This window comes from Wolbachia endosymbiont of Trichogramma pretiosum (genome assembly GCF_001439985.1).
Taxonomy (GTDB): domain Bacteria; phylum Pseudomonadota; class Alphaproteobacteria; order Rickettsiales; family Anaplasmataceae; genus Wolbachia.
In genome coordinates, this window is sequence record NZ_CM003641.1 from 345,619 (window position 1) to 362,392 (window position 16,774).

The 16,774-nt window shown below is 32.6% G+C and carries 18 protein-coding genes and 4 pseudogenes; 9 read left to right on the plus strand and 13 right to left on the minus strand.

Annotation, left to right across the window (positions count from 1 at the left end; all coding sequences use genetic code 11):
* Positions 1-118: 118 nt before the first annotated feature.
* Positions 119-1,396: an adenylosuccinate synthase gene (locus tag wTpre_RS01620; protein ID WP_068651480.1), complete on the minus strand. Its 1,278-nt coding sequence runs from the start codon at positions 1,394-1,396 to the stop codon at positions 119-121.
* Positions 1,397-1,574: 178 nt separating this feature from the next.
* On the opposite strand from wTpre_RS01620, the gene wTpre_RS01625 reads away from it, so the two are divergent.
* Positions 1,575-3,098: a hypothetical protein gene (locus tag wTpre_RS01625; RefSeq protein ID WP_068651482.1), complete on the plus strand. Its 1,524-nt coding sequence runs from the start codon at positions 1,575-1,577 to the stop codon at positions 3,096-3,098.
* Positions 3,099-3,464: 366 nt separating this feature from the next.
* Here wTpre_RS01625 and argB read toward each other — a convergent pair whose 3' ends face one another.
* Positions 3,465-4,403: an acetylglutamate kinase gene (argB, locus tag wTpre_RS01630; RefSeq protein ID WP_245609508.1), complete on the minus strand. Its 939-nt coding sequence runs from the start codon at positions 4,401-4,403 to the stop codon at positions 3,465-3,467.
* On the minus strand, positions 4,378-4,971 hold the full coding sequence (yihA, locus tag wTpre_RS01635; protein WP_068651484.1) for a ribosome biogenesis GTP-binding protein YihA/YsxC: 594 nt from the start codon (positions 4,969-4,971) through the stop codon (positions 4,378-4,380). The genes argB and yihA overlap by 26 nt, the downstream gene beginning before the upstream one ends.
* Before the next feature lie 113 nt (positions 4,972-5,084).
* Between yihA and prfA the strand changes: the two genes are divergently transcribed.
* From prfA to wTpre_RS01650, 4 genes are all read left to right on the plus strand, one after another.
* Positions 5,085-6,176, plus strand: a complete 1,092-nt coding sequence (prfA, locus tag wTpre_RS01640) for a peptide chain release factor 1 (protein WP_068651486.1) — start codon at positions 5,085-5,087, stop codon at positions 6,174-6,176.
* A gap of 196 nt (positions 6,177-6,372) precedes the next feature.
* Positions 6,373-6,570, plus strand: coding sequence for a hypothetical protein (locus tag wTpre_RS06355; RefSeq protein ID WP_245609509.1), 198 nt, complete (start codon positions 6,373-6,375; stop codon positions 6,568-6,570).
* Positions 6,563-6,853 carry a hypothetical protein gene (locus wTpre_RS06360; RefSeq protein WP_245609510.1) on the plus strand — a complete coding sequence of 97 codons (291 nt, stop codon included), beginning with the start codon at positions 6,563-6,565 and terminating at the stop codon, positions 6,851-6,853. Before wTpre_RS06355 ends, wTpre_RS06360 begins: the two co-directional genes overlap by 8 nt.
* A gap of 23 nt (positions 6,854-6,876) precedes the next feature.
* Positions 6,877-7,059, plus strand: coding sequence for a hypothetical protein (locus wTpre_RS01650; protein WP_179945523.1), 183 nt, complete (start codon positions 6,877-6,879; stop codon positions 7,057-7,059).
* 40 nt (positions 7,060-7,099) lie between these two features.
* On the opposite strand, the gene wTpre_RS01655 is transcribed toward wTpre_RS01650, so the two are convergent.
* Positions 7,100-8,029 carry an AEC family transporter gene (locus tag wTpre_RS01655; protein WP_068651490.1) on the minus strand — a complete coding sequence of 310 codons (930 nt, stop codon included), beginning with the start codon at positions 8,027-8,029 and terminating at the stop codon, positions 7,100-7,102.
* A gap of 253 nt (positions 8,030-8,282) precedes the next feature.
* A pseudogene (locus wTpre_RS01660) lies at positions 8,283-8,839 on the minus strand (GNAT family N-acetyltransferase).
* Positions 8,840-9,031: 192 nt separating this feature from the next.
* Here wTpre_RS01660 and wTpre_RS06365 point away from each other — a divergent pair.
* Complete coding sequence (locus wTpre_RS06365; protein WP_245609512.1) at positions 9,032-9,439, plus strand: MFS transporter; 408 nt, start codon at positions 9,032-9,034, stop codon at positions 9,437-9,439.
* 1,006 nt (positions 9,440-10,445) lie between these two features.
* Here the strand turns inward: wTpre_RS06365 and wTpre_RS01670 are convergent.
* Positions 10,446-11,274: pseudogene (locus wTpre_RS01670) on the minus strand (Mur ligase domain-containing protein); the annotation flags it as partial.
* Positions 11,275-11,300: 26 nt separating this feature from the next.
* Here wTpre_RS01670 and wTpre_RS01675 point away from each other — a divergent pair.
* Entirely contained in the window at positions 11,301-11,969 is a 669-nt protein-coding gene (locus tag wTpre_RS01675) for a septal ring lytic transglycosylase RlpA family protein (RefSeq protein ID WP_068651496.1), read from the plus strand.
* A gap of 225 nt (positions 11,970-12,194) precedes the next feature.
* Here the strand turns inward: wTpre_RS01675 and wTpre_RS06370 are convergent, their stop codons facing one another.
* Together wTpre_RS06370 and wTpre_RS06375 are read right to left on the minus strand one after the other, a co-directional pair.
* Positions 12,195-12,356, minus strand: a complete 162-nt coding sequence (locus wTpre_RS06370) for a hypothetical protein (protein WP_245609515.1) — start codon at positions 12,354-12,356, stop codon at positions 12,195-12,197.
* Between the two features lie 256 nt (positions 12,357-12,612).
* Complete coding sequence (locus tag wTpre_RS06375; protein ID WP_245609516.1) at positions 12,613-12,819, minus strand: hypothetical protein; 207 nt, start codon at positions 12,817-12,819, stop codon at positions 12,613-12,615.
* A 159-nt stretch (positions 12,820-12,978) separates the two neighbouring features.
* Here wTpre_RS06375 and ubiH point away from each other — a divergent pair, with 159 nt between their 5' ends.
* Positions 12,979-14,127, plus strand: coding sequence for a 2-octaprenyl-6-methoxyphenyl hydroxylase (ubiH, locus tag wTpre_RS01685; RefSeq protein ID WP_068651499.1), 1,149 nt, complete (start codon positions 12,979-12,981; stop codon positions 14,125-14,127).
* 211 nt (positions 14,128-14,338) lie between these two features.
* On the opposite strand, the pseudogene wTpre_RS07470 reads toward ubiH, so the two are convergent.
* The 3 genes and pseudogenes from wTpre_RS07470 to wTpre_RS06380 all read right to left on the minus strand — a co-directional run.
* Positions 14,339-14,601, minus strand: a pseudogene (locus wTpre_RS07470) (IS5 family transposase); the annotation flags it as partial.
* 152 nt (positions 14,602-14,753) lie between these two features.
* Positions 14,754-15,662 carry an AAA family ATPase gene (locus wTpre_RS01695; RefSeq protein WP_245609517.1) on the minus strand — a complete coding sequence of 303 codons (909 nt, stop codon included), beginning with the start codon at positions 15,660-15,662 and terminating at the stop codon, positions 14,754-14,756.
* 41 nt (positions 15,663-15,703) lie between these two features.
* Complete coding sequence (locus wTpre_RS06380; RefSeq protein WP_245609518.1) at positions 15,704-15,856, minus strand: hypothetical protein; 153 nt, start codon at positions 15,854-15,856, stop codon at positions 15,704-15,706.
* Between wTpre_RS06380 and wTpre_RS06385 the strand changes: the two genes are divergently transcribed.
* A complete protein-coding gene (locus wTpre_RS06385) occupies positions 15,849-16,007 on the plus strand; it encodes a hypothetical protein (protein ID WP_245609519.1) in 159 nt (52 codons plus the stop codon). The two genes, wTpre_RS06380 and wTpre_RS06385, sit on opposite strands and share 8 nt — an antisense overlap.
* A 465-nt stretch (positions 16,008-16,472) precedes the next feature.
* On the opposite strand, the gene wTpre_RS06390 is transcribed toward wTpre_RS06385, so the two are convergent.
* Together wTpre_RS06390 and wTpre_RS07270 are read right to left on the minus strand one after the other, a co-directional pair.
* A complete protein-coding gene (locus wTpre_RS06390; RefSeq protein WP_245609520.1) occupies positions 16,473-16,721 on the minus strand; it encodes a hypothetical protein in 249 nt (82 codons plus the stop codon).
* Positions 16,722-16,772: pseudogene (locus wTpre_RS07270) on the minus strand (hypothetical protein); the annotation flags it as partial. It abuts the gene before it with no gap.
* Positions 16,773-16,774 lie beyond the last annotated feature (2 nt).

Consider the following 16,774-nt stretch of genomic DNA (forward strand, 5'->3'; position numbering starts at 1 on the left):
TATTCAAGAAAAATCACACTGCTCACTGTACGTTTACACTGTTACTTTGCATAATAGATTACCTGATTGAAGTCATACAAGTGACGTTTTTTATTAGATAAAAGCTAACAAGACGTCTTCATAGATTTTTAAGCTTAATAACATCCTCCCTATTGGGACTAGTTGAAATTAGATGAATTGGTACACCTATTAATTCTTCTATTTTTCTCACATATTTCATCAAATTTGCAGGTAATTCCTCAACTGACCTTTTGCCTTGAGTTTTCTCTTTCCAACCAGGAAATTTTTCATATATTGGCTCTAACTCTTTTTGTATTGAATGTGATGCGGGTAAATAATCATACATTTTTCCGCCATACTTATAACCAGTGCCTATTTTAATAGTATCAAAAGAATCAAGAATATCTAATTTGGTTAATACAATGCTTGAAACTCCAGAGAGTTGTACGGCCTGGCGCACTAAAACTGCGTCAAACCATCCGCAGCGCCTTCTTCTATTGCTTACTGTTCCAACTTCCTTACCTATAGAAAATAAGCTGTCTCCAATCTCGTTATTTTGTTCAGTAGGAAATGGGCCATTACCCACTCTTGTTGTATACGCTTTTGCTACACCAATAATGTGAGCATTGTAGGATAATCCTGAGCCTGTTATCGCTTGCGATGCTACGGTATTACTTGAAGTAACAAAAGGGTAAGTTCCGTGGTCGATGTCTAAAAATGCGCCTTGAGCACCTTCAAATATTATTTTCTTACCTTCTTTCATAAAATCATTTAGTACCTTCCACACAGGTCTTTTATATAAAAGAATTTTTTCTGAAATCTCTTCAATTTCCTTTAATATTTCTTCTTTTTTAACTACCTGGTAGTTAAGTCCTTTTCTGATAGCATTATGGTAACTCAGGAGAGCATCCACTCTTTGATTGAGCTCATCTGCGTTTTCCAAGTCACAAAGGCGTATAGCTCTCCTGCCAACTTTATCTTCATAACATGGCCCTATCCCTTTGTTTGTTGTACCAATTTTGTGATTTCCGTTTAAATCTTCAAATAGCTTCTCCTTGTCCTTATGTACGCTAAGTATTAATGGACAGCTCTCGGATACCATCAAGTTGTTATAGTTTACTTCCACTCCTTTAACTTTCAATGACTCTATTTCTGAGACTAGAGCATGTGAATCAAGAGCAACACCGTTTCCTATAATAGATATTTTGTCAGCTCTCAAAACAGCAGAGGGCAGTAAATTTAATTTATAAACCTTATCATCTATTACTATAGTGTGCCCTGCATTATTTCCCCCCTGAAATCTCACAACTACATCTGCGTTCTCAGAAAGAGAATCTACTATTTTACCCTTTCCTTCGTCACCCCATTGAAGACCAACAACTACAGTATTATCCATCACTATTTCTAGATTAATACGTAAATATTAATGCAGCATGCTACAAATGAAAAGAGAAATCTACGCCTTTCCTATATCCTTAAAATAAAGAGATAGACTATCGACTTTTTTATATATTAAAAATTTATTCATCATTATATGGTACAACTTATATCATATTTATAGTAAGGTGCTAATTATGAAAGAGGCAAAGAAGAGTCCGGTAGTTAGATTAAAGGCCACAGCTAAAGAATTTAATTTTAGTAAATTAAGAGCAGATCAAGATAATAAATTAGCAAATTCCGGTGAAACAATGTTCTTAGATTTTCAAAGAATGAATTTTATTATTAATGAAAAAGAGATAGATAAAAATTTTATTATTGCATTTAAGGAAGGAGCTAAAGATTATAAAAATGAGATTTTTAACCGTGATAATTTTGATAACCTCTCTGAAGAAGGTAAAGCTTTTATGGAACCAGTACTTAAGGAGCTTGATCAAGATAGACTATCTGAAGTTTGGGAAAATCATTGTAATATCCCTACAGTTGCTGATGAAAAAAAAATTGATGAATATAGAAAGGAATTTGAGAGATTTTATAACGCAGGGAGAAGCTCCTATCATCTATTCTCCAAAAAAGATTATCGTGCATTAGCAAAGGAAATTTTTAAGGAAATGTTTAGATACGCTGGAGCAAGTGTTCCAAGTGATGCTCTTTTAGAAGAGTTAGTCACCAATTGTAATCAAGCAGGGTATGGGGCTGGTATATTTAATGAATCTCATGCCGCACTCAGTAGTTGTAATTTAACTCCACACAGTCCTAAAAAAGTTCTGAACATTTACTGTACTGACCACAACCTCATAAAAGTGACGTCTGATATGGCAATGCCTATAACCACGATTGACAATCCGGAAGAAAAAATATGTGACCTATCCAGCTCATTAGAATTTACACTTGAGTCTCAATATGGTGAAGACTTTGTAAAATACGGAGATGGTAAATTATCACTTACTCTTCCTGAAGAGTTGAAAAACTATAAAGACAATGGCAAGACCTTGTTTGACATTATTAAAGAATATTTTCAGAAATTCTGTGCAAAATTAGGATTTAAACCTGAGGCAAAAATACAAATAGAGCATAACTTAGGTACCAAAATCAAAGTAAACAACCATTTAGATGGTACAATATCTACTACAGGATCGGATGCAAATGAAAAATTTACCAATCTTTTAAAGAAAAATCTCAGAGAGAGGTTATTGGGATTAGGAGTTGCTCTAGGAGGTGAAGGTGTTGATGATATTATTAAAGTCAGAGTATCTTCAGTTATAGATCTACTGCGTGATTATAATAAATTGGAAGATAATAAAGAAAACAGAGATTTATTAATAAGTGAAGTAGCAGATAATTTAGGGCTTTTCACTCAAGATAAAACAGCATCAGAAGTATTGATGGAATTAAACTCTTTACCTTCTTCGATAAAAGGTCAGGTTAATCATAATCAAGTGCAGTTTGTTGTAAATATTTTTACCAATTTAATTGTTGAAGGAAAAGGCGAAGTATACAAAGAAAAAAATGCAATTGATGCAATTCATCAGAAGATAGATAAGGCAATTGTTGAGCAAGAAAAAAGAGCAACCAACAAACAAGATATAGAAAATGATAAATGGACAGAAAAAATAAAAAAACAGAGATTATCTATGGAATCACATGGGCATTTGCATTAAAGATACTGTGTAAAGAGGGGTAGTATGCTCAATTTTCGCCTTTCATTTAAAGGACTCAAATTGACCAAACACACTCAATACAAAGAGTTTGTAGATCCGATATCTTGAGTAACTTGAAGCAGAGAGAATTGTATATCTTAGTCAACTTTTCTATCGGTATCTATAAGGTAAACCATTATCTGAGTGTACACCCAAGCACTCTTTATTTTCCTCTGTTATCAAGCTAAAAGCACCATTCGGTTTCATTATGTATACGAAACTATTATGCTTGCGAGAAAAAACCTAAAAGACTGGAAAAGAGAATAGGAATTTGACACAAGACATTCCCAAATTTCAATGTTCATATGGTTATAAGCAGCACAGCTATTAGTCATCCATTATTGATATACCTGAATTATTCTCAGTAAATAAATCAAGTATAATATTAGGTACTCTACCATCAACTATGTGAACAACCCCTGCACATTCTTCTACCATTTTAGTATATGACATAAGCCTTTCAACAAATTTTTCCCCTTTAATTTTTCCACAATCAATCGATTCTTTTAAATTCTTAATCAAGACTCTTCTGTTGCCAACCTTGTTTATTTCTTCATCTGTATCACTCAAAATTATCATTTTAGACGCGTAAACTGCAAGTGCAATTGCACTTGCAATGCTATCAGTATCAATATGATATGTTTCTCCATTTTTTCCATAACCGATAGGTGCAATAACTGGTATAGAATCTGATTCTTCAATAAAGAATAATATATCAGGATTGATTTCAGTTGGTCTACCGATAAACCCCATGTCTAGTATTTTTTCAATATTATTTAATCTATTTTCCCTAAGCGTAGTGCTTATCTTTTCAGCTTTTATGAGGTTGCCATCTTTTCCACATAGTCCAATAGCCGAACCACCAGCAGCATTTATATGCTGAACAATCTTTTTATTAATTGAACCACACAGTGCCATTTCAATGATTTTCATAGTGCTTTTATCTGTAAGTCTGACACCATTTATAAACTTATCATTCATACCTAGCATTTTTAACACTAAGTTAATCTCATATTCTCCGTCATGAACTACCACCGGATTTATACCAAGCTGTTTCAACAGAACAACATTATGTGCAAAAGCACTAAGCAGCGTTTCATCTGAGATTATTACACCGCTGCATTTGATGATAAAAGTTTCGCCTACAAATTTAGGTATGTTAGACAGAACTTCAAATAATATTTCTGTTTTTTCCTTCAATGGCATCTTAACATTTAAAGATTCATCACTTCTCATTTTTTTATCTTGTAAATTTGAAAAACTCATCTCTTACCTTGGTGATTTTATGCTTAACACGAATGCTTATTTGATGAATTGATACATGTTGATTATTAACCCACTTTTGAGTATCCTCTAGAATAGTATCTAGACTTTCCTGATTCACTTTATCTATTTTTGTTAGCACAATACTAAAGTTAATATTATTATATATTAACCAATAAACAAAGTCTTTGTCTATTTCTTTTAATCCTACCTTGCTATCTACAAGCACAAACACTCTTTTTAGATTTCTCCTGTGAATTAGATAGTACTCAATTAGGTTTAAGTATTGTACTGCTTCTTCCTTGCTTGCACAAGAATAGCCATAACCCGGTAGGTCGACAATCCTAAACTTATCATTGTACATAGAGTAAAAATTTATTTGTCTAGTGCATCCAGGTTTAGAAGAAACTCTTGCAGCTTTTTTGCTGTTTATCAGCAAGTTGATTAAACTTGATTTTCCTACGTTTGATCTACCAGAAAATGCAATCTCTGGAGCCGACCCATCTGGTAATGATTTTTTGTCTGAAGCTCCAAAAATGAAGCTGCAGATTGATGTTATCTGTTTTGCCATTATACTTAGGTAGAAATATTCGAGACAATTATAGTGTTATTACTTGATATAAGAAATTTTTTATTTCAGTATATATTACTTACTTAAACAGCTAAAAACTAGACCTGTACTATATGGATATAGAGAATAATTTACAAGACTTAAAAAAAAAGTTTTCTGATGTAGAGAGAAATCTGGAAAACCCTACAAATTTGAGTCAAAAAGAATTCGTTAGTTTTTCAAAGGAATACTCTGAACTCAGACCAATTATCGAGATAATCGATGAATATAACATATTAAAAGAGGAAATTTTAGATTTAGAAGAAATCATGAAAGATGAGAACAGCGATGGTGATATAAAAGAGTTAGCAAAAGGAGAACTTCTTGAGAAGCAAAAGATACTATTACCGAAAGTAAAAGCAAAACTAAAGTTGGCATTATTACCCAAAGATGAAGATGACTCAAGAAATGCAATATTAGAAATTAGAGCAGGCACAGGAGGAGAAGAAGCAGCATTATTTGCAGCGATGTTATTTCGTATGTATCAAAAATATGCAGAAAGAAGAAATTGGAAGTTTGAGCCAATAAGTATTTCTAATACAGGTATAGGTGGCTATAAGGAAGCTTCTGCGGTCATTAATGGAACAGAAGTTTTTGCAAGACTGAAATTTGAGTCAGGAGTGCACAGAGTACAAAGAGTGCCAGAAACTGAATCCTCAGGAAGGTTACACACTTCCGCAGCTACTGTCGCAATATTACCTGAAGTAGAAGAGGTTGACTTTAAAATAGAAGAAAAGGATTTACGCATAGATGTTTATAGATCCAGTGGTCCTGGAGGGCAATCAGTTAATACGACTGACAGCGCAGTAAGGGTCACCCACTTGCCAACAGGGATAGTTGTAATACAGCAAGATGAAAAATCGCAGCACAAAAATAAGGCTAAAGCGCTCAAAGTGTTGAGAGCAAGGCTATACGAAATTGAAAGACAAAAAAAAGAAATGGAAAGGTCAACAATGAGGAAAAGCCAAATTGGTTCTGGAGATCGCTCTGAGCGTATAAGAACTTATAACTTTCCACAATCAAGAATAACAGATCATAGAATTAATCTCACTTCACATCGACTAGAACAGATTATAAAAGAAGGTGAACTAGATGAATTTATTGAGGCATTGATTTCACGAAATGAAGCAGAAAGGTTGACTGGAGGGGGTGATATTGCTTTTTGATGGAAATTTTAAACAAAGCATAGGTATCAGGTTAAAAAGAAGTAAAGTTAGTTGTTCATAAGGTTGACAATTATTTAAATTTATGCTGTAATTAGCAGCTATATAAGTTACAGAAACCATGGAGGCTGACTTTAATCGATGTATTGATAGTAACACCTGAGAGTTACATAATCTATACGTATATATGGAAAAGCTAGTGAACTTTTTACAGAAAAAGCAAAATATTACAATCTTCACTTTATCTAATTGTTATATTTATGCTCAGTGTAGAGAAGTTTTAAATGAAGCATTAGAGAATATTAATCTTCCAAATATCACTGAGTGTGAATTAGCTTCTAGCATTATTGTCGCAGAAGGCTCAATAGCAACCACTAAATTGTTAAAGAATGGGTAACTTTCCAAATCTTGTTAAACTTGATTTAATTTCTAATGATATTGATGTTGAAAGTAGAATAATATTAATGAGTGCGCTAAGGGGTGGTGATTTTTCAAATATTAAAGAAGTTAATTTACTTTATGATAACGTTTGCAACGAAGGCATAGCAGCATTACGTGAATCATGGAACAACAATATGCTTCAAATCTTATTAAGTTTAGTTTTTCCTTTAGTGCTACTAATGATAACAAAGATACGGAAGTGTCAAGCGAATACCTATTCGGTTAATAGCATCATATAAAAAAGGTAAGTCACATTTATTTGTTGCTGCTCATAGAGCATCCAAATTCAACTATAGACCTGCTAAAAGGTGTAGGAAATCTTACTGCTATTGACATTATTGCGAAAATTCCATCAATTGATAATTTCCTATTATGTGTGAAAAATAAGAAAGGAGAGGAAAAAAGGATTAGTTTCTCTTATGATTATCCAAAAAGTCTAGTCTAAATTCAAGTTTTGTGAATAGGCCTAGCGCTTAAATTTTCGATCAAAAAGGGACAAGTTTAGTAAAAAATAATGATATTATAAGTGGAACATAAAATAGTCCCACTGCAGTACTAATTAGGAGCAATAAAGTAGCTTTATCTGGTTGGTAATTTAAAATATTAGCAAGTATTATACTGGATCCAGAAATCGGAATAATAGCCAGTAACATCAGTGCTTTATAGATGCTTTCATCGTATATACCTGTAATATGCTTGTCTAGCAAGACAATTCCCAAAACAAATAACGGCCAGAATATGTACTTTGCTACAATAGTGGTCAAGGCAAGCTTCCAATCTACTTTAAAATTTGTAATTTGTGCAATACTTACTCCAAGCAGCACCATTCCTAATGTGATAAATGTACTTCTGATATTTATCATAACATCTGTCAAAAAAGTGGGTATTTGTATATCATATATACTTAAAAAGAAACCTAAAATCATTGCATATAATGAGGGAAGTTTGAGTAACTTTAATACGCATTCCTTTGCAGTATAGATACCATTTGCAGCTATATAAAATCCCAAGCTATTTTCAAATAGTGCCATTCCTATGTAACAGACAACATACACAGACACTGAATCTTCATCAAATAAAGCAATGGCAATCGGTAGACCAAAATAACCCATACTTGTGCTGCCCGAGCTAAACGCTAATATGTTTCTCGTGTTGTCCTTAAATAAAAAAGAAGAAAGATAATACACTGATAAAGACATAGTACTACCTATAAACCATATCAAAATCGGCAGAGAAATTACTTTTAAATTAACTGCTGTATGAGATACTCCGTATAAAATCACTATTGGATTAGCTATATAAAAGAGTATTTGAGATATAGTATTTCTATCAATTTTAAGATATCTTCCTGCTAAGTAACCAATAAGTATTGTAATGTAAATAGGTAATATTTTGAGGAAAAGAGTAAAGAACATACTAGCCTATTGTGATATCTTTGCTGATAAAGTGATATTAGATTTTAAGGTATTGTAAAAGTAAGTAAAATTTATTTTCCACTTAATCAAGTTCATAATTAGTTAAAAAAGATTCACTGAGTGCCAAAATTTGTTCTTATATAGGACTTAATAATGATATTTTTATGATTAAATGATGTTAAGTTTGTATAAAGCTCCTTGTATATTGTTATAAACCACTTGTAGTAATTTAGGTAGATTGTTGAAAAAATACTCATCTTGAATGGTTCTCAGGAATTCTTGCCTTAATCATTAAAATTGCACTATTATTTTCCATAACTTTTTAAAGCCAACTTTTTCGTAAACACGGATTGCACAAATATTTACTATACCTGGGTCGACAAAGGCATTCTCATAAACTTTAAAGACAAATTTGTTTAAAAATATATTCAAAGCTTGTGAACCAACTCCTTTACCTATATAATTCAGCTCTCCTATATACCAGTCTATGGCAGCACAACTTTCTGGAAGTTCTAAAGTGTTATAGACCTGTTCAGGTGGGAAATCATGTTTGTTGTAATATTGAATATAACCAGTATCAACTCCATCAAAATTAATAATGAATGCGTGCATTGGTTTTTCAATAGTTCGTATCTTAGATTTCAAATGTTTGAATCCTTTAACGTAGTTGCTATATTTTTTCTCAATTAACTCTGGTGTCCAATTTATATCCTCATTCCACCACTTCTTTATATGGTGTGTCTTTACCCATTTTGATAATAGTGAAAAATGTTCTTCTTTCAACGCTTTAAATGTGATATTTTTATTTATTAATTAAAGATTTTAGGTGTTACTACCGTTTTTATTAATTCTATCTCTACTTGCTAGGTTCATTGAAATTGATATTTCTGTACCTAGTTTTCCTAATATAGTACGCTATTTTAACGTACCGGAAGGCATAATTCAATTAACTATTGCTTATAATTTTTTAGGCATTTGCATAGGAGGGTTATTTTTTGTCCATTGTCTGAATGCTATGGCAGAAGAAGGATGATGATCATAGGCAATACTTTGCTACTCATCGGTGCTGTTGGCTGTATTTTTGCTCTGTCAGTTTTTGAGCTTTTAATCTCTCGCTTTATTCAAGGCATTGGTATTAGCACATCTGTAGTTGTGTTTGCAATTATTGCAGACAGCTATAAAGGCAACGAAGCAGTAAAATTCATTGGAATCATGAATTCTATTCTCACAGTTCTCATAGTAATTGCACCAGTATTAGGCAGTTTCATCAGCAAAATTGTTGTGTTGCGTGACAACTATGCAAGTGTTGCAATACTTTGTTTCATCTCTTGGGTTTTGCTGCTTCTTCTGTTACCAGAAACAAAAAAGGACCGTGATATTTTTAGTCTAAAAAATGATGAAAGACTATAAAAAATTATTATCAAGTTCAAAATTTATGGTGTTGTCTTTGACACAGAGCCTTTTTTCTGCAGCTTATATGTTATTCATTACTCGTGTCCCTTTTTTGTATATGGAAACTTTTGGTTTATCCAGAACTATTTATGCGCTACATCAAGGTGCAATGGTTTGGTCTTTCTCACTAATTAGCCTATTTTCCGGTAAGATCTTAAAGAAACTTGGAGCAATTTGTTGTGTAATTCCGGTAAAGGCGTAATTGCTATTGGATCCCTATCACTTTTAATATTCAGCATAATCATGCCCAGTGCTTATTACTTAGCAAAGCTGCCTACGGCTATTTTGTATTGGCTATGGAATTTGTCAAGCAGTCACTTTCAATGCATCATTAAATATTTCCCCTGAAATGAAAGGCACAACTTCTTCTGCAATTTCATTTATTAGAGCTTCTATCATGGCTATTTTTATCTGCTTAACAAGCTACGTTTACGATGGTCAAGCAACCAGTGTAGCTATTCTTGTTTTTTTTTTGCAGTAGTTCTAATTTACTGTCTATTTATTGTTTTTAAGATCTGGAAAAATCTATAATCACCATATAGATCCTTCTCATTTTATTGCGGTAACATGTATTGTAACTTTGCCAGCTGCTCTAGATGTATCTCTTCCAAATCACCTAATCTATATTAGTTAAAGAGTATTATCTTGCCCATGCATCTAAAGTTTGAGAGACAAATTTCAGCAATCCAATCAAATTCCAATTTTTTAAACAATTGTTTCCTGCTATTTTTGTACCTTAAAAAATTTAGCTTACTTTTACGCTAGCTTGTTCAAATAGCATTAGTACGATTTACTTTTTTTGAATGTAGAGATTTTCTAGGGATTGTCCTCTTAAATTCTATAGTCTCTTGTTTAACATTGAAACGAGAATCCAGTTTCAAGCATTGAGGTGATGAAGAAAGGGCTGCTTTTATTCCACCCCTCTCAACTACTCGAGTAGTGGACAATGGAATACGATTACTTTCGTTTATACTAATCAGTACGTCAAATTCTATGCTATTATTGTGTTGTTTTATGTTGCTAGCTCTAATTTTACCATTTCCAAACCAAAACTTTATAGAATTACTTGCACCATGATTGATGTCTGTAGAATCAGGAAAAATAGCAAAATTCGCGTTGTTTGCAAATCTAGAAAACGCATTTTTGATGTCGTTAAATGTACCGTAATGGTCTATATGGTCGTCATTAATACTTGTTACAACAGCAATATCTGCAGGAATTTTTAACATAGTTCCATCAGACTCATCAGCCTCAATTAAGAAAATGTCACTTTTGCCAAGTTTTGCATTACTATGATAGGAATTTAATATTCCTCCGACAATTACAGTGGCGTCAGTACCAGAATGATCAAAAATGGAAGCAATCATAGCTGTCGTCGTTGTCTTGCCACTTGAACCTGAAACTGCTATCACATATTTACCTTTCATAATTTTAACCAGTATGTCTGACCTATGCAAAACGGTTTTATTGTTATTTCTTGCTGCAACTAGCTCCACATTATCAGGTTTTATTGCGGAAGAATGTACAACTATTTGAGCTTGTCTAATACCACTTACATTGTGACCAATATAGACCTTTATACCTAATTTTTGTAACCTATCTATATTGTCGTTTGATCGCGTATCACTGCCTTGAACTTTATAACTGGAATTATGAAGAATTTCAGCAATTGCGCTCATTCCAATTCCACCTACACCGATTATATGTATTACTTCTTTTTTAGTGCTGTGCATATTTGGCAGTAGACGTTTACTTATTACTAAATTTATTATATTATAATCTAAAATCCTCATGGTATCGAACCATTTCACTAAGTACAATGATAAAAAAATTAGCCTTTCTATGTCTAATATTCTTTTTGATGAGTAGTTGTAGTTTTAGCAATAGGTGTAATCACACCACAGGCCATTATAAAATTGGCAGTAGCTATACAATAAATGGTATCACCCACCACCCAAAATACTGTAGCTGTTATGAAGAAGTAGGAATAGCATCGTGGTATGGAATAGAAGATCACGGCACAATTACAGCTAACGGTGAAGTGTTTAATCGTCACTTGATTTCTGCAGCACATAAGACCTTGCCCCTACCCTGTTTTGTTCTTGTTACTAATTTAGAAAATGGAAGGAAGCTTGTTATAAGAGTTAATGATAGAGGGCCATTTGTTGATGGTAGAATAATAGACTTGTCAGAAAAAGCAGCACAAGTTTTAGGATTTCATAAGTCTGGGCTTGCTAAGGTAAAAGTTGAGTACTTAAGAAAGAGGTCAGAACAATTGATACAAAATACTCCTCATTACAAAAGGCAATATGAAAAAGAAATGCAGAAACTTCACCCAAAACAAAACAATGCAGAAAGTAAGGGATATGTAGCATTTTTTGTAAACGCTCAGGTAGCTAAATCAGCTGCATCAAAGCTTCGTAATCAAGGAATAGAAAATGTTAGATTGCTCTTCAAGAATGATCAATATTGCGTAAAAGTAAGTTAAAACCTGCATTACAGATTGTGTAGCATGCCAGAAACTATTTGACAAATGAGAATATTCCAAAAGTATGTGCATCAAGTTGAGAAACTATCGTAAAATATAGCAATATTTAAGATTGGTATTTTATTTGTTACATTTTAGATAGTGACAGCTACCTCAGCTATAGCTGTAAAAAATAATCTACCACTTAAGAAATTTCATTAAAAAAAATAGCACAATCTTATTTCTCTAAAAAATACTATCTTCAACTTGAATATGTTGAAAAATATTTTGCGTATTATCTAAAAAGTTATCCTTCATAGCAGCTAGCTCGGATTGTTTTTGAGATAGATTATCTTCTGTTTTTCTATTAAAACAATCAAGATCATTGCACTTTAGTTGAGAGCGCATGTCTCCATTTTTATATAAATCTCGTATAACTTCATAATATGCTCGAGTTACATCAGTTTCTGGTTGTTGCTTTTCTTTGAGAATTGCCTTTAATTTTGAATCTATGTCTAATTCTCTTTTTATAGCTTCAGTAGCATTTTTATGATATTTTTCATAATCTTCAAAACTTTTTTAATATTTTACCTTTTACTTCATTTTTTAACATCTTTAGCATGAGGTTTTTCAATTTTTCCTTCCACTCATCATACGTATATTCTTATCGACTACCATATTTTGTATCTTGACACTCACTTCCTATGTTAAACAGCTCTTTGTTACAGATTTTATCACCCTGATAAAAGTAATCGCTTATATTAATTTTATCGCTAGTTAAAGTTTGTCTAATTGCTGCTTTATTTTCCGCAAGTTCTTCTCTGTACTTGTTAATGCAATTTAGTAATTCTTTTTTGCAATCTGTAGTCATAATCTAGCTCCTTTAATAAAATTAAACCTAATTTAGTGTAGAACAATTAATATTTATTGCTATTTTGGTTATAACTAAGATAGTAATGAGAAGTTCAGTATCTACAAAGTTCGTTTAAACTATTTTAAAAGTGGGTAGAATGCAATTTTAGGTTAAAAAATGAATTACGATGTAATCATTTCAGGTAGTGGGATAATTGGTCTTATTACTGCTATTGGCATGAGTAATGACTCTGTATCTGTAGCCATAATTGAGAAAAACAGTTTACCACGTGCAATTGATGATAATCGAGCATTTGCTATTTCTCAAGGATCAAAAAAAATACTAGAAAAATTAGGGATTTGGCGCCTCTTAGAAAGCGAAGCTGAACCAATACTTGATATATGTATATTAGATGGAGATAGTCCATTTACTGTACATTATGACCATAAAATGGTCGGCGAAGAGCCAATGGGCTATGTAATCAAGAGCGCTATTATATGGAATGCAATCAATAATAATTTTTTGCATAAACTCAATATATATTCTCCACGTTCCTATAAAACAATTTCTTGTGACGAAGGATACGTGGAAGTTAATCTTGATAATGATCAAAAATTGATATCATCGCTATTTATCTGCGCTGAAGGTAAAAACTCTAAGCTGCCAGAGATGTTTTCTATACCAATGATAAAATTTGGTTACAAACAAAATAGCATGGTATTTAATGTAAAACATGAACTACATCACCAAAACTTAGCTGTAGAGAGGTTTTTTCCTGGTGGTCCATTTGCAATTTTGCCAATGAAAGGTGGCTATACTTCTTCAATAGTTTGGACAGAAAAATACGAAATTTCAAAAATGCTGATGAGCTTATCCGAGGAGGAATTTGTCACAGAACTCAAAAAAAGATTTGGTTCTTATTTGGGAGAAATTGAATTAGAGGGTGAAAGAAGACTTTATCCTTTGAGTTTTACTTTTGCGAGAAAGCTGCGTAAAAGCAGAATTTTGCTTATTGGCGATGCAGCACATTCAATCCATCCAGTTGCAGGTCAAGGACTTAATCTTGGAATGAGAGATGTAGAGAGTGTTATTAGACAAATAACTACTGCAAAAGCGTCTGGCATTGATGTTGGCAGTAATTATCTATTGAAGAAAATTTCACGTGACAGATACTTTGATAATTTTACTATGGCACTTGCAACTGATGGACTAAATAGGATATTTTCCAACAGAATATTTTGCGCTAGAGCATTTGGTTTAATGATAGTTGAAAATTCAAATTTTCTTAAAAAACGCTTCATTCGCCACGCTATGGGGTTTATATAAATCATTAGATTTCTTTCATCATAATCAGGTGTCATTAGAGTAGTTGACACTGGAGCCCAAATTCCATAATGTCATGCCAGTTCCCATACACTGGCATCCAGAAAATTTTATAAGCAAACTTAAGCTTATGCTAAATTTGATGAAATGAAAAACTGGATTCCAGCAGGCTTTGTTGCATCACTCTTCAGATAATAGGTAAGGTGGAATAAATTCATGAAGCTATCTCAAGTTTAGCCATGCCTATATCAGTAAATTTGTTAAGCAAATAACACTTGAGCAGCAGTTCTCTCTCACGATTAACCTCAGATTTATTTCTAAAACTAAACCCAAATGTTTGCTTCAGTCGAGAGAAAAAAAACTTTCTATATAAGATCTCTTCCCACAATTTATCTCTTTTGTCCACCTCTTTATACCATCTTAATCATATGACTTTATGAGCTTGATTGTAGAATTTCTCTCATCCATATAATCCAACTATTGAATTTTGTCAGTAACTGCAAGTTCTTTTTATTTGACCTATGCAACAAATCCATTACAGTTTCACCAACTGGAATAACATGATTCGAATTGTGTCAACTTGCACGGCGTCATCTCATACTGTGTAGTAATTCTCTTTATTCCTCGATTTACCGCTTACTTCCTCGAGAAGATACATCACTAAATGAAGAGCTTACTGATGAACGTCTAGATAATCTTCCAGATGATAGCTCTATATCCTCGTTTTTAGTTTTTCCGTTACTATGTTTCTTATCTTGCTCATCTTCTATGTTATGCTCCTTTTTGAATTCTTTACAGAAAACGCGAAAATATTTTATTTTGCCTTCCTTTTTTATAGTTTCGTTTATTTTATTGATTAAGCAAATCAGATTTGCCATTGCTAATCCCTTACTAGCCTGTACAATAATTTTCATATCGCTATCTTTCAATTTTTCTAACCGTTCTTTTAATATTTTTTGACGTGTATCGTCTTTATCCAGCCCAGGAAACTCAATACACTCCAAACGACCACCCCTAATAAGCGCAGGATCTAAATGATCCTTATGACTAGTTGCAGCAACTACCGTTATATTTTTTGAGGATAAAAACTCTCCATCCAATTTAGTGAGTAAATGAGTTAAAGGTCCTGAATTTTCACTGAAAGTGCGCTTTTTGCCAATGACGTCAATCTCATCCATAAAAATTATACACGGACTGTTTGCCTCTGCTTTCTTAAAAAGCCTATCTATATTTGATTGATTAAACAAGCAAGATACAAAAACATACATAAACGCAAAGAGAGATTTAGTTTGATTTGCAATTGCCCTACTAATACTAGGCTTACTAGTTCCTGGTGGAACGTACAAGAGATATCCTCTGCCTTGTAACTTATAAATCTCTTTCAATTTTTCTTTTATGCCATTTTGTAATATAATATCATCAAGTGTTGTATTACACCCTCTTTCTTCACCTTTTGCATAAAATTCGATACTCAACTTTTCTTCTACTTCATCTATTGCATTACTATTAATTAACTGTGCAGAAAGGTCAACAACCACTTTTTCTAACCTCTACACTTTATCTTGCATTACAAAACTATCTAAAATTCTCTCGACTTTTTTTCTAGATCTATAAGCCTCTTTTTATTTTCTTTAGCCTCTTCATTCTCTAATTCTTCTTTACCTGACTCTTTATTTAGCTCTTTCACTTCAGCTTTCGAGTTTTCTTGAGATTTTTTACTTTGTTTGATCATTTTATATGAAAACACAATTACTACTGCAGAAAGCGCAAATAAAATAAAAATAACAGGGAGAGCTATATTTAAAGCTGGAACTACAGCAAAAACTCCAGATATAATTAATGTAAGAGAAGCAATAGCACCAGCTATAAAAAAGGTATATTAGCTCTAATAGACATATTTTAGCTTATAAAAGGTGAATTTATAAATAATACATTTAAAGAGTACAAGCTTTTCATAGTAAAGCAAGAATAACTAAAAATATAACTCAAGGTGTCCTTCATCGATCTATAATCGAGGTATTATTCAGTATTAAGATATAAGATGGTATGTTGTATTTTTAATTAAGCGTTCTTTTTCTTTCATTTTAGGGTGCTGGAATGATAGGTGCTATGATAAGAAATTCAGCAACTTAGAGTAGGTAATTAAAGCCTCTAATTAAGATCTAAATCTATAGTTATTATAAGCAACACTAAAGAAGTGTGGAAGTAAAAAGTTACGAAAGAGCATGATGTATACGTATGCTTTATAGATCTACACTTTGCCATCCTTCTGTTAAGCTTTGCCTCCCTTCCATTACATTTTGTCGCTCTTTTATTTCTTTTATTTCGTTATCGAATTTTGACATTAGTTATTTAGCATAACCAGATGTTAATGCTGTTGATACAGATAAAGCTATTGCTTCCGTAACAGATGTTAACGTAATTTCCATTGTCTCGGTTATAAAAAGCGTCGATGTTACAAAATTTCCTAACATGGCAACTAAGCCACCAACAACTACACTACCTTGAACTACTTTATTTTTTAAAAACCCTTTTATACTCTCTACCGTATCTTCTTGGTGATTTATAATGGCATAATATAAAGGATTTTCCTGCAAACTATCTTTTTCATAAACATCTTCACCTCTGTCTAGTAGAGCATCTACTATCT

Coding starts and splice junctions, on each gene's coding strand:
- wTpre_RS01620 (WP_068651480.1), bottom strand. CDS start 1,396: ATGGATAATACTGTAGTTGTTGGTCTTCAATGGGGTGACGAAGGAAAG.
- wTpre_RS01625 (WP_068651482.1), top strand. CDS start 1,575: ATGAAAGAGGCAAAGAAGAGTCCGGTAGTTAGATTAAAGGCCACAGCT.
- argB (WP_245609508.1), bottom strand. CDS start 4,403: ATGAGTTTTTCAAATTTACAAGATAAAAAAATGAGAAGTGATGAATCT.
- yihA (WP_068651484.1), bottom strand. CDS start 4,971: ATGGCAAAACAGATAACATCAATCTGCAGCTTCATTTTTGGAGCTTCA.
- prfA (WP_068651486.1), top strand. CDS start 5,085: ATGGATATAGAGAATAATTTACAAGACTTAAAAAAAAAGTTTTCTGAT.
- wTpre_RS06360 (WP_245609510.1), top strand. CDS start 6,563: ATGGGTAACTTTCCAAATCTTGTTAAACTTGATTTAATTTCTAATGAT.
- wTpre_RS01655 (WP_068651490.1), bottom strand. CDS start 8,029: ATGTTCTTTACTCTTTTCCTCAAAATATTACCTATTTACATTACAATA.
- wTpre_RS01675 (WP_068651496.1), top strand. CDS start 11,301: ATGATAAAAAAATTAGCCTTTCTATGTCTAATATTCTTTTTGATGAGT.
- wTpre_RS06370 (WP_245609515.1), bottom strand. CDS start 12,356: ATGCGCTCTCAACTAAAGTGCAATGATCTTGATTGTTTTAATAGAAAA.
- wTpre_RS06375 (WP_245609516.1), bottom strand. CDS start 12,819: ATGACTACAGATTGCAAAAAAGAATTACTAAATTGCATTAACAAGTAC.
- ubiH (WP_068651499.1), top strand. CDS start 12,979: ATGAATTACGATGTAATCATTTCAGGTAGTGGGATAATTGGTCTTATT.
- wTpre_RS06380 (WP_245609518.1), bottom strand. CDS start 15,856: ATGATCAAACAAAGTAAAAAATCTCAAGAAAACTCGAAAGCTGAAGTG.